Raw genomic sequence first — 12,361 nt, 5'->3', positions numbered from 1 at the left:
GTTGTCGAGGTGGGGTGTATGTTTGCGCCCGGCCTTCGCATTGTTGGGGATAAACGATGCCAGCCGATCCGTCCATGAGCAATCCGCCCGGCGCCAGTTCTTTCGATCATGCGCTGTCACCCGCCCGCCCGTTTTCTGGTGAGGAGCGTGAGGCGATTTACCGCGCCATTGAAACCCGTCGTGACGTGCGCGATCAGTTCCTGTCCGATCCGTTGCCGGATGATCTGGTGGAGCGTCTCCTGAAGGCGGCCCATTCGGCACCCTCGGTCGGTTTCATGCAGCCGTGGAATTTTACCCTCATCACCGATGGCGCGATCCGTCAGGCGGCCTTTGTGGCCTTCAGCCGCGCCAATGAGGAGGCGGCGGCGATGTTCGAGGGCGAGCAACAGGCTCTCTACCGGAGCTTGAAACTTGAAGGCATCCGCAAGGCCCCGCTCAGCATCTGCGTCACCTGCGATCCCACACGCGGCGGCAAGGTGGTGCTGGGCCGCACCCATAATCCGCGCACGGATGTCTATTCCACCGTCTGCGCCATCCAGAATCTCTGGCTCGCAGCCCGCGCCGAAGGCATCGGCGTCGGCTGGGTCAGCATTTTCCACGATAGCGACATTCGCACCATTCTCGGTATTCCCGACCACATCGAAATCGTCGCCTGGCTCTGCGTCGGCCGTGTCGATGCGCTCTATACCGAGCCGGAACTGGCGGTGAAAGGCTGGCGGCAGCGCGTGCCGTTGGAGGAGCTTGTGTTCCGCAACCGCTGGGGCGGGGTGTAAGACAGATAAAAGTTCTGCGAGGGAAGCGGGGCGTTGCTGCTTGTTCTTCTCCCCGGTGGGGAGAAGATGGCCCGAAGGGTCAGATGAGGGGGCAAGCTCTCAGCATATCTCTACCGTAGCCCTCTCATCCCGCTGCCGCGGACTGAAGAAACAAGCGGCGTCCGCTCGCTCCACGACGGCTTCACTGCTGCGGCTGTATACCCTTCAATGCCGGGTTCTTCAGGTCGATCCGGCCTGTCTGGTCTGGCAGAAATTTGGGGCCGATGACGCGAACTTTCGTATCGTTCGGGTCATAGTCGCGTTCGGGAACGGGTTGTTCCGGCGGCTTGGCGGCCTGCTGCTCGGTGGAGTTGGGGGCTGCCTTGTCACCTTGCGGCGAGGGGATTTTCGTGATGCCGGAATAGGGTGTTTCGGATTCCGGCCGGGCGGCCTCTTCCTGCTTCTGCATTTCTTCGTGATAGGCGGCCATGTTGCAGGCGCAGCCCGGCGCTTTCGCCGGGGCGTTCCTGTAGGCGAAGGCGGTCGGCAGGTCCCTGTAAGGTTTTCCGGTTTCCGCAGACACCATGTCGGCGGTTTCCTGATCCGTCATGGAGTGGAAATAAAGTTCCGTCTCCGTCCCCGGACACATTTTCTGGCATTGCTCGGCCTGGGCGCGGAAATCGAGCGGCGAGGCATTGGCGGCGATGGGGAAGAACGAGCCGTCGCAGGTGCGCACGCACAGTGTGCGAAGCCCACCTTCGGCGGCGGCGTTGGGGTAGGGGGAAAGCCCCGCCTGTCCCGGCTCACCGCCATTCTGCCGGAAGGCGTCGGGGTAACGCGTCACATCGGAAGGCGGCGGCAACTGTGCTTCCGTCTGCGGCGCGGTGCTGCAGCCATTGGCATCGAGGGCGGCGAGGATACGCTGACGCCTGATATCGCCATCGTTGTCACGCGCGGCCGCCATGGCATCGTCGCGATCACGGATGATGGCGTCGCGTTCGCTTTCCGCTTCCGCCAGCGCATCGCCGATCTCGGCGCAGACACCGGCATTGGGATTGCCGTAGACGATGACGCTGCCAGACGAGCAGCCATAGCCGCGCAGGTCGTTCCTGATCTTGCGAATGACGATGTTCTGGCGGGCGAGCGCATTGGCATAACGCCGCACCTCGGCCGTATTGCCGATGACGCGTGGCGGCTCGCGCAACTGCGCATAAAGCGTATCGCAGACCTGATCCGCAAAAGCGGTGGCCGGAGCAATGAAAACAAGGGGAAGCAGGAGGCCGATGATGCGGCTGCGCCGGGTCAATTGTGCGATCCGTTTGATGTCCCCGACCGGTGGCAGAGGCGTTATACTTCACGAAATCCGTGTTTCAGGAAGATAACATAAGCTGTTGCCGCAATGCGGCAACAGCATGTTCAAAATTGCGTTAATGCGGCCTCTATCACACCGAAGGATGCGAGGCCTGCACCACGGCAAACGCCGCCATGTTGACCACGCCGCGCGAGGTGACGCTGGGCGACAGGATATGGGCGGGCAGGGCGCTGCCAAGCAGGATCGGGCCGACATGCAGGCCTTCCGTCAGCGTGCGGGTGACGCCGAGCGTGATGTTGGCGGCATCGAGGTTCGGGAAGACCAGAAGGTTCGCCTCGCCCGTCAGCACGCTGTTCGGCATCGCGCGCTTGCGCAGCGCTTCCGAAAGTGCGGAGCCGCCCTGCATTTCGCCGTCCACTTCCAGTTCCGGTGCTGCCGCCTGCACGATCTTCAGGGCGCGGCGCATCTTGCGGGCGCTTTCGGAATCGCGCGAGCCGAAATTGGAATGGCTGGCGAGTGCGATCTTCGGCGTGATGCCGAAGCGGCGGATTTCCTTGGCCGCGAGAATGGCCATCTCAGCCACTTCCTCTGACGTCGGGTCGTTGTTGACGAAGGTGTCGGTGAGGAACAGCGCACCCTGCTGGGTGATGAGCAGGCTGAGACCCGCAAAGGAACGCACGCCTTCCTGCTTGCCGATGATCTGGTTCACGTCGCGCAGGTGCCGGTCATAACGGCCTTCGAGACCGCAGATCAGCGCATCCGCCTCGCCACGCTTCACCGAAAGCGCGCCGATGACGGTCGTGTTGGTACGCACGATGGTACGCGCCGCTTCCGGGTTGATGCCGGCGCGGCCGACAAGGGCGAAATAATCATCGACATAGTCGCGGTAACGCGGATCGTCTTCCGGGTTGACCACGGCGAAATCCGTATGCGGACGGATGCGCAGGCCGAAGCGCTTGAGGCGCGTTTCGATGATCTGCGGACGGCCGATGAGGATCGGGATGCCGGTGCCTTCTTCCAAGAGCACCTGGGCGGCGCGCAGCACGCGCTCATCTTCGCCTTCGGCAAAGATGATGCGCTTCTTTTCGGCGGCTTTCGCGGCATTGAAGACCGGCTTCATGATGAAGCCGGAGCGCCAGACGAAACGGTTCAGCTGGTCGAAATAGGCTTCGAAATCGGTGATCGGCCGGGCGGCGACGCCGCTTGCGGCCGCTGCACGGGCGACAGCCGGCGCGATGCGCAGGATGAGACGCGGATCGAAAGGCGAGGGAATGAGATAGTTCGGGCCGAAGACCGGTGTTTCACCGCTATAGGCTTTTGCCGCGACTTCCGAGACTTCCTCACGCGCAAGCTCGGCGATGGCCTGCACGGCGGCCATCTTCATTTCCTCGTTGATCGTGGTTGCGCCGCAATCCAGCGCGCCGCGGAAGATATAGGGGAAGCACAATACGTTGTTGACCTGGTTCGGGAAGTCCGAACGGCCGGTGCAGATCATCGCATCCGGGCGGGCCGCACGCGCCACTTCCGGCATGATTTCCGGATTGGGGTTGGCAAGCGCCAGGATCAGCGGGTTTTCCGCCATGCGCTCCAGCAGTTCCGGCTTCAGAACACCGGCGGCCGAAAGGCCGAGGAAGACGTCGGCGCCGTCGATGGTTTCGGCCAGCACACGCTTGTCGGTCTTCTGGGCGTAAACTTCCTTCCACTCGTCCATCAGCTCGTTGCGGCCGTCATAAACGAGGCCTTCGATGTCGTGGACCCAGATGTTTTCCTTCTTCGCGCCCATGGCGACCAGCAGGTTGAGGCAGGCAAGCGCCGCAGCACCCGCGCCTGACGCGACGATCTTGACGCTTGAGAGTGACTTTCCGGCCAGTTCCAGAGCGTTGGTGACAGCGGCGGCGACGATGATCGCGGTGCCATGCTGGTCATCATGGAAAACCGGGATATTCATCTTTTCGCGCAGCTGGCGTTCCACCTCGAAACATTCCGGCGCCTTGATGTCTTCAAGGTTGATGCCGCCGAAGGTGGGCTCCAGCGCTGCGATGGTGGAAACCATGTCGTTGATGCCGGGCGCATCGATTTCGATGTCGAAGACGTCGATACCGGCGAATTTCTTGAAGAGAACGGCCTTGCCTTCCATCACGGGCTTGGAGGCGAGCGGGCCGATATTGCCAAGCCCGAGAACTGCCGTGCCGTTGGAAATGACCGCGACGAGGTTGGCGCGGGCGGTATATTCCGCTGCCATTTCCGGATTTTCATGGATGGCGAGGCAGGGGGCGGCAACACCCGGCGAATAGGCAAGCGCCAGATCGCGCTGGTTGCCGAGCGGCTTGGTGGCCTGGATTTCCAGCTTGCCGGGGCGCGGGTAGCGGTGGAAAAAGAGCGCCTGTTCCTCGATGTCGGCCTTTGCCGTGTTGGCGGGCGTGTTGTTCTTATCGTGAGAGGTCATTCTTCCACCGTCATGTCTGGTTCAATTCCGGCCCCCTGAATACAACAAACTTTCCCATGGTACAGCCGTTATTTACCGCCCCCTTATGCAAATGCGGCCATGGCTTATTCGCGTTTTCGTGATGGTCTTCGTCATATTCCCTATAAAAACGGGCGTTTGTCATGTTGCTGCAACACGAGTCTGGTTCTGAGAGGTAAGAAAGCCGCAGGGACGCAACCGAACAGGGGGATGAAATCCGTGGCCGGTCAAATCGAAACCAGACAGTTCAGAACGCTTTTCATTTCGGATGTTCATCTCGGCTCCAAGGCGGCCAAGACGGATTATCTGCTCGACTTCCTGAAATATCACGAGGCCGAGACGATCATTCTGGTCGGCGACATCGTCGACGGCTGGCGCCTGCGCCGCAGCTGGTACTGGCCGCAGGGCTGCAACGACGTGGTGCAGAAGCTTCTGCGCAAGGCCCGCAAGGGAACCCGCATCGTCTATATTCCCGGCAATCACGATGAATTCCTGCGGGAATTTCCGGGCATGCATTTCGGCGGCATCGAAGTGGCCGAGCGCATGATCCACGAGGCGGCCGACGGCAAGAAATATCTCATCATCCATGGCGACGAGTTCGACGTGGTGGTGCGCAACGCCCGCCTGCTCGCTTATCTCGGCGACTGGGCCTATGACGCTGCAATCGCGCTCAACATCGTCATCGCCGCCGTACGCCGCCGCATCGGCCTGCCTTACTGGTCGTTCTCGGCCTGGGCCAAGCTGCAGGTCAAGCACGCCGTCAACTTCATCGGCGAATTCCAGCGCGTGGTGGCAGACGAGGCACGCCGCAACAATGTCGACGGCGTCATCTGTGGACACATTCACCATGCTGTCATGGAAGACATGGACGGCATTCGTTACATCAACACCGGCGACTGGGTGGAAAGCTGCACGGCGATTGCCGAAAATGCCGATGGCAGCTTCGAGCTGATCACCTGGATGCAGACAAGCGACGTTACCGTCGAACAGGCATCGGATGAGATGGAGCCGGTGGATATTCCGGGGCTGATCGGGAAACACGCGGCCTGATTGAGGTATGCCAGCTTTCGCGACGACGCGTTTCGTTGGGGATGCGCTGGGGCAGGTTGGCTAATGTGTATGAAGGCGATGGTGTGACCTCGCTGGTGGTGCCGACATACTCTGATATAGCTTGCTTATGTCATCCTCGGGCTTGACCCGAGGATCCACAAACCGGAGCGATGGATCCTCGGGTCAAGCCCGAGGATGACAGTGGAGAGGTTTAGATTGCCGTTTGCTTTTGGTGAAGGCCGGCGCGGACGGAATTACGGCACGCAGTCGCGTCATTCTTAGTCCACGCGAGAGCGGCGCCCTCCAATTTCCAGCAGGCCGGATAAATCAGCGACCCTTTAGAGATATGCCCCAGCTCCTTCATGCGAGGCGAGCGCGTGCCGCTTGTGTCTTTCTCCCCGAGGAGGGGAGAAGGTCGCGGCAGCGGGATGAGGGGGCGACGTTAGCGATAACCCGAAAGCTTGCCCGCTCATCCGACCCTTCGGGGCCATCTTCTCCCCGGCGGGGAGAACAAACAAGCGGTGAGGTCGTGCCTTTATCTTGTTTCTCTGCCTTCAATATCTAGGGCTTACCCCCACAATTCCGGCCGCGCCGGATAAACCAGCGAACCCTCATAAACCAGCCCCGGCTCGCGATCCTCGGCCAGCAGCAGCGGCCCGTCGAGATCGGAAAAGGCTGCTCCCTGGGCGGCGAGTATGGCGGGGGCCATGCCGAGCGAGGTGCCGAGCATGCAGCCGACCATGATGGTGAAACCGAGCCGTTCCGCTTCCGCCTTCATGACAAGCGCTTCCGTCAACCCACCGGTCTTGTCGAGCTTGATGTTGATCGCGTCGTAGCGGTCGCGCAGGTCGGCGAGGTCCTTGGTGGAATGCACGCTTTCATCGGCGCAGATCAGCACCGGATGGTCGATACGGGAGAGAATGGCGTCCTTGCCGGCGGGCAGCGGCTGCTCGATCAGCGATATCTTCAGTTCCGCCGCAAGTCTCAGATAATATTCGATATTATAATCGTTCCAGCCCTCATTGGCGTCGATGATGATGCGCGCCTCCGGTGCTGCGGCGCGCACGGCGCGCAGGCGTGCCTCGTCATCGGCGGTTCCGGTCTTGATCTTCAGCAGCGGGCGGCCCGCGTTTTCCGCCGTTTTCGCGGCCATGGTCTCGGGGTCGGCGAGTGAAATCGTATAGGCGGTGACGAGCGGTTTTGCCGCCTGTCCGAGAATGCTTTCGGCGGCGCTTTTACCGCTCATCTTGGCTTCGAGATCCCACAGCGCGCAATCGACCGCATTGCGGGCGGCGCCGGGTTGCATCGCCTGCTGCAATTCCTGTCGGGTCAGGCCGTCGGCGATCCGCTCCGCCATCGTCTCGATATCGGCGATGACGCCCTCGATGCTTTCGCCATAACGCGGATAGGGCACACATTCACCTCTGCCGGCGAAGGAACCATCGAGGATGGTGCACGTTACGACATCCGCATGCGTGCGGGTGCCGCGTGAAATGGTGAAGCTGCCGGCAACGGGAAAACGTTCTGTTGTGGCTTGCAGGTAACGGGGCATGTTTTTTCACTTCCGATTGGGCGGCAAAAGACACATGACGCCAAATTTATCACGAATTGTCGGCGGTCACTGTGGCTTGCCGAAGGCCAAACCGTTATGAAACCTTTAAGAATCTCGTGACGGCTGCACTCGCTCGGAGCATTATGCAAGAACAGGACACACGGCAACAGGCGAACCCGGCCGCCATCACCGAAGACGATAGCGTCTCCGGCGGCGGCTTGCGTTTTGTCATGAGCGGCTCCTGGCGCAACAGCAATCTCTCCGGTGTTTTCCCCAGTCTCGAAAAGATCGAAAAAAGCAGATCCGCCGGCGCGGTGGAAATCGATCTTTCTGCCGTCGAGGCCATCGATACCACGGGCGCGTGGATCATCCAGCGTCTGCGCAAGGACCTTGAGGTCAACGGCGCCACCGTCACCGTGACGGGTAATGACCATATTGAAGAGGTCATCGGCCAGTTGCCCGAAAAGGTGGAGATGGAGGGCGAAGCCGGTCCGAAGGAGGGGCTTGCCGAGCGTATTTTTGCGCCCATCGGCAAGGCCGTGATCCAGAACGGCGCGGATTTCTTGGCGGGAATGTATATTCTCGGCTCCGCCGTGCGCGGCGCGCAGATGAAGCTCGGGCGCGGGCGTGGCGTCTCACCGGCGGCGATCGTCAACCAGATCGACCATATGGGCGTGCGCGCCGTGCCGATCATCATGTTGATGTCGTTCCTGATCGGCGCGATCATCGCCCAGCAGGGTGCGTTCCAGCTCAGATATTTCGGTGCGGAAGTCTTCGTTGTCGATCTCGTCGGCATTCTGCAATTGCGTGAAATCGGTGTGCTTCTGACCGCGATCATGATCGCCGGCCGTTCCGGCAGCGCCATCACCGCGGAAATCGGCTCGATGAAGATGCGCGAGGAAATCGACGCGCTGAAGGTGATCGGTCTCAATCCCGTCGGCGTGCTGGTGTTTCCGCGGCTGGTGGCGCTCACCATCGCACTGCCGCTTTTGACCATTCTCGCCAATTTTGCAGCGCTTTTCGGCGCGGCCATCGTGGCGCTGCTTTATTCCGGCATCACGTTCGAGGTGTTCCTGTCGCGCCTGCATGGCGCTGTCGAGGAATCGACCATTGCAGCGGGCATGATCAAGGCGCCGTTCATGGCGCTCATCATCGGCATTGTCGCGGCGGTTGAGGGCATGAAGGTGGGCGGTTCGGCGGAATCGCTTGGCCAGCACGTCACCTCCTCGGTGGTGAAGTCGATCTTCGTCGTCATTCTGGTGGATGGTCTTTTCGCCATCTTCTACGCAGCCATCGATTTTTAAGGGAGGGCGCGTTGGAGAAACTGGACCAGAAACCGCACGAGACCAGAACCGGAAAAGACGGCCGCGAGGTGGTGCTTTCCGTCGAGGGCGTGACCGTCGGTTTCAACGGCCGGAACGTGCTCGAAAATCTCGACCTCGATGTCTATCGCGGTGAAATCCTAGGCTTTATCGGCCCCTCCGGCGCTGGCAAATCCGTGTTGATGCGCGCGATCTTGCGGCTCCTGCCGCGGCAGGCGGGTGCGATCCGCATTCTGGGCACCGATTACGACAAGGCGAGCGAAGACGACCGCATGATGCTCGACCAGCGTCTTGGCGTGCTGTTCCAGCAGGGGGCGCTGTTTTCCGGCCTGACGGTGAAGGAAAACATCCAGCTGCCGATGCGCGAATATCTTGATCTGCCGAAAAAGCTGATGGACGAGCTTGCCTATCTCAAGATCGAGATGGTGGGGCTGAAGCCCGATGCGGGCGACAAATACCCGTCCGAACTGTCAGGCGGCATGATCAAGCGCGCAGCCCTTGCCCGGGCGCTGTCGCTCGATCCCGACCTCGTTTTCCTCGATGAGCCGACTTCCGGCCTCGATCCCATCGGGGCGGCGGAATTTGATATGCTGATTGCGCGCTTGCGCGATTCGCTCGGCCTGACCGTCTATATGGTGACACACGACCTCGACAGCCTGTTCTCCGTCTGCGACCGCATTGCGGTGCTCGGCCAGAAGAAGGTGCTGGTGGAAGGGACATTGCAGGACATGTTCGCCTGCGACGACCCTTGGGTGCAGTCCTATTTCCGCGGCAAACGGGCGCGCTCTGTCGTTCTTCCGGACGGCAGACACGAAAATCCGGTGGAGTAACAAGAAGAATGGAAACCAAGGCGAACTACACCATAGTCGGAATTTTCACGCTGATCGTGATCGCCGCCGCATTCGGCTTCGTTTACTGGATGGCGGAATTCGGCCGTGGCGGCCCGACGGCGCAGCTTGTCGTGCGTATTCCCGGTTCGGCCAACGGCTTGTCCGTCGGTTCTCCCGTGCGCTTCAACGGTATTCCTGTCGGCACCGTGCGCGGCCTTGCCATCGACCGCGACGACCCGGCCTATTCCATAGCCTTTACTGAAGTGCAGGCCGATGCCCCGGTTTTCCCGTCCACGCGCGCCGTGCTTGAAATCCAGGGCCTGACGGGCGCTGCCTATATCGAGCTTTCCGGCGGCAACAAGGATGGCGAGCGTATTCTGCAGAAAGCCGTCGAAAGCGGCGTTCCCGCCGAGCTGACGGCCGATCTTTCCAGTGTCACCAACCTGCTTGCCACCGCAGACAAGATACTGAAACGTGCGGACGGAGCGATCGGCGAGCTGCAGGGCTTCGTGCAGGATGCGCGCGGCCCGCTGACGCAGACGGTGCGCAACGCCGAGAAATTCTCCGATGCGCTGGCGGCCAATTCCGACGGCATCAAAAACTTCATTGCAAGCCTCAGCTCGCTTTCGACCACCGTGCAGTCGGTCTCGGTGCGTCTCGATGGCACGCTGACCGCGATCGAAGATCTGGTGAAGGCTGTGGATGCCGGCAAGATCGATTCCATCCTGTCGAATGTCGACAAGGTGACGAAGGATGTGGCCTCGGCTTCGAGCGATATCCAGGGCATCATGGAGACGGTGCAGAGCACGGCGCGCAATTTCGAGGCGGCGAGCACGGAAGTGCAGACGGTCGTGAAGCGCGCGGATGAGCTTCTCGCCTCGGTTGATCCCGCCAAGGTGGGCACCGTCGTCAACGACGTCTCGGCTGCCACGGCCGATGCGCGCGACGCGGTGGCGAACTTCAAGCGGATCGCCGACGATGTCGGCGCGCGCCGCGCCGATATCGACCAGGCGGTTTCCGATTTCACCGAAATGGGCCGCAAGCTGAACCTCGCCTCCAGCCGCGTTGATGGCATTCTCGCCAAGGTGGACGGCATGCTCGGCACGGATGACGCCAATTCGCTGTTTGCCAAGGCCCGCGAGACGCTCACTTCCTTCAAGGCGGTGGCCGACAATCTCAATGCCCGTATCGGGCCGATTGCCGACAATCTCACACGCTTCTCCAGCTCGGGCCTGAAAGATTTCCAGGCGCTCATCGGCAGCACGCGGGTGACGGTCGACAATCTCAACAACGCCATCACCAATATCGACCGCGATCCGCAGCGGTTGATCTTCGGCGGCGAAACCGTGAAACAATATGACGGCAGAACAAGGCGCTAAGAGGGGTATGGGCCAATGAGACTATCGATGAACGGCCAAAAGCGCCGCGCCCTCGTTCTGGCTCCGCTGCTTGCCGCGATGATGGCGGGCTGTGCGGGTGCGCCGAAGAACGATACTTTCGATCTCTCCGTGTCTTCGGCGACGGTGACGCAGGGGCCTTCGCTCAGGAGCCGGCAGCTGCTGATCGCCGATCCGACGGCGTTAAAGGCGCTGGACAGCGAAAACATCGTGGTGCGCCTTTCCGGCTCGGAGGTGCAGTATCTCGGCAATTCGCAATGGAGCGACCGCCTGCCGCGCATGGTGCAATCCAAGCTCGTGGAAGCCTTCGAGGATACCGGCAAGCTCGGCGGCGTCGGCCGGCCGGGGCAGGGGCTGGCAATCGACTATCAGGTCGTGACCGATATTCGCGCTTTCGAAATCGATACGGCAAAGAACCTCGCCAATATCGAAATCTCGGTGAAGCTGCTGAATGACCGCAATGGCACGGTGAAGGCGCAGGAAGTGTTCCGCGCCAGCGCCCGTGTCAGCGGCTCCGGCAACGCCAATTTCGTAAAGGCGCTGGATCAGGCTTTCGCTGCCGCCACGCGGGAGATCGTGGCCTGGACGCTGAAATCGCTCTAGGCGTTTCAGCGGTCATTGCCGTCAGAAGAAATCGCTTTATGTTTGCGTCAGACCGGTTGCTGATCGGTCCATATGCAATATTGCCGATCCGTGAGTTCGTGATGCGATTTCTGCTGCTGCTTTGCCTTGTGCTTTCCACCCTGTCTGGAGCCGGTGCCGCCATGGCGGCCGGTCTCCGGCTGATCGAGGTTCCAGCCGCGAATGGCAAAGCTGCCATGAAGGCTGCGGTGTGGTCGCCCTGCGCGGCCGCGCCGGTGGAGGTCAGGATTGGCCCCTTCCTTTTACCCGCTGTCAGGGATTGCCCTGTGCCCGAAGGGAAATATCCGCTCGTCGTCATCTCTCATGGTTTTGGCGGCACCTATTTCAGCCATCGGGACACGGCGGCGGCGCTGGCGGATGCCGGCTTCATTGTCGCGGCGATCAATCACCCCGGAGACAATGCGCTTGAAATGCAGAAGGCGGGTGAACTTTCCGCGCTGACGGGCCGGCCGGCGGAGATTGCCCGCTTGCTGGATCATCTGCTTGAAGGTTTTAGCGAAGCCGGTTCCATCGATGCCGGACGGATCGGCGTTTTCGGATTTTCGCGTGGCGGTTATACCGCGCTGGTGCTTGCCGGCGGCACTCCCGACTTTGCCAATGCCGCGCTGCCCTGTCCGGACCCGCAGGCGCCGATTTGCGCGCAGATGCGGCAGAAGACGACATTACCGCAGCACGGCGGTCAGGATGCACGTGTGAAGGTTGTGGTTGCTGCCGACCCGTTGAATGCCTTTCCCGGCGCGGGCGACCTGAAGAATATCACGATCCCGGTCCAGCTCTGGAGTTCGGAACGCGGTGGTGACGGTGTCGCGCCGCAGGATGTTTTGCGGCTGCGCGGCGATCTGCCGGCGAAACCGGACTATCGGATGGTGAAAGGGGCGGGGCACTTTTCGTTTATCGCCCCTTGCCCCGCCGAGATGGAAAAGGCCGTGCCCCAGATTTGCAGCGATGCGGCTGGCTTCGACCGGGTGGAGTTCCATCGCGGCTTCAACGCCGATGTCGTCAGCTTCTTCAAGGCATCGCTGCGCTGAGGCGCTGCCCTA

Annotated in this window: 10 protein-coding genes; 7 read left to right on the top strand and 3 right to left on the bottom strand. The window is 61.2% G+C overall.

What is annotated here, in order from left to right:
• Positions 1–56 precede the first annotated feature (56 nt).
• Positions 57–773 carry a 5,6-dimethylbenzimidazole synthase gene (gene bluB, locus QRN60_RS07970; protein WP_107675593.1) on the top strand — a complete coding sequence of 239 codons (717 nt, stop codon included), beginning with the start codon at positions 57–59 and terminating at the stop codon, positions 771–773.
• 181 nt (positions 774–954) lie between these two features.
• Here the strand turns inward: bluB and QRN60_RS07965 are convergent, their stop codons facing one another.
• Both QRN60_RS07965 and QRN60_RS07960 read right to left on the bottom strand, forming a co-directional pair.
• On the bottom strand, positions 955–2,058 hold the full coding sequence (locus QRN60_RS07965; RefSeq protein ID WP_162726472.1) for a DUF2865 domain-containing protein: 1,104 nt from the start codon (positions 2,056–2,058) through the stop codon (positions 955–957).
• Positions 2,059–2,194: 136 nt separating this feature from the next.
• The gene (locus QRN60_RS07960; RefSeq protein WP_129564960.1) at positions 2,195–4,510 is read right to left on the bottom strand and encodes an NADP-dependent malic enzyme; all 2,316 of its coding nucleotides are present in this window, start codon (positions 4,508–4,510) and stop codon (positions 2,195–2,197) included.
• Between the two features lie 228 nt (positions 4,511–4,738).
• Between QRN60_RS07960 and QRN60_RS07955 the strand changes: the two genes are divergently transcribed.
• A complete protein-coding gene (locus QRN60_RS07955; protein WP_020809556.1) occupies positions 4,739–5,578 on the top strand; it encodes a UDP-2,3-diacylglucosamine diphosphatase in 840 nt (279 codons plus the stop codon).
• Between the two features lie 568 nt (positions 5,579–6,146).
• On the opposite strand, the gene dgcA is transcribed toward QRN60_RS07955, so the two are convergent.
• Complete coding sequence (gene dgcA / locus QRN60_RS07950; RefSeq protein WP_087744088.1) at positions 6,147–7,130, bottom strand: N-acetyl-D-Glu racemase DgcA; 984 nt, start codon at positions 7,128–7,130, stop codon at positions 6,147–6,149.
• Between the two features lie 143 nt (positions 7,131–7,273).
• Here dgcA and QRN60_RS07945 point away from each other — a divergent pair, with 143 nt between their 5' ends.
• The 5 genes from QRN60_RS07945 to QRN60_RS07925 all read left to right on the top strand — a co-directional run bounded on the left by QRN60_RS07945 (position 7,274) and on the right by QRN60_RS07925 (position 12,349).
• The gene (locus tag QRN60_RS07945; protein WP_003502973.1) at positions 7,274–8,434 is read left to right on the top strand and encodes an ABC transporter permease; all 1,161 of its coding nucleotides are present in this window, start codon (positions 7,274–7,276) and stop codon (positions 8,432–8,434) included.
• An 11-nt stretch (positions 8,435–8,445) separates the two neighbouring features.
• Entirely contained in the window at positions 8,446–9,282 is an 837-nt protein-coding gene (locus QRN60_RS07940; RefSeq protein WP_065656139.1) for an ABC transporter ATP-binding protein, read from the top strand.
• An 8-nt stretch (positions 9,283–9,290) separates the two neighbouring features.
• Positions 9,291–10,661: an MlaD family protein gene (locus tag QRN60_RS07935; protein WP_003502971.1), complete on the top strand. Its 1,371-nt coding sequence runs from the start codon at positions 9,291–9,293 to the stop codon at positions 10,659–10,661.
• Between the two features lie 15 nt (positions 10,662–10,676).
• Entirely contained in the window at positions 10,677–11,282 is a 606-nt protein-coding gene (locus QRN60_RS07930) for an ABC-type transport auxiliary lipoprotein family protein (protein ID WP_060725760.1), read from the top strand.
• Between the two features lie 101 nt (positions 11,283–11,383).
• Complete coding sequence (locus QRN60_RS07925; RefSeq protein ID WP_035212521.1) at positions 11,384–12,349, top strand: alpha/beta hydrolase family protein; 966 nt, start codon at positions 11,384–11,386, stop codon at positions 12,347–12,349.
• The last annotated feature ends 12 nt before the right edge of the window (positions 12,350–12,361 follow it).

This window comes from Agrobacterium sp. CFBP2214, from assembly GCF_030209895.1.
Lineage (GTDB): Bacteria > Pseudomonadota > Alphaproteobacteria > Rhizobiales > Rhizobiaceae > Agrobacterium > Agrobacterium radiobacter.
The sequence above is the reverse complement of the archived record's forward strand: the minus strand, read 5'-3'. Positions and strand labels throughout refer to the sequence as shown.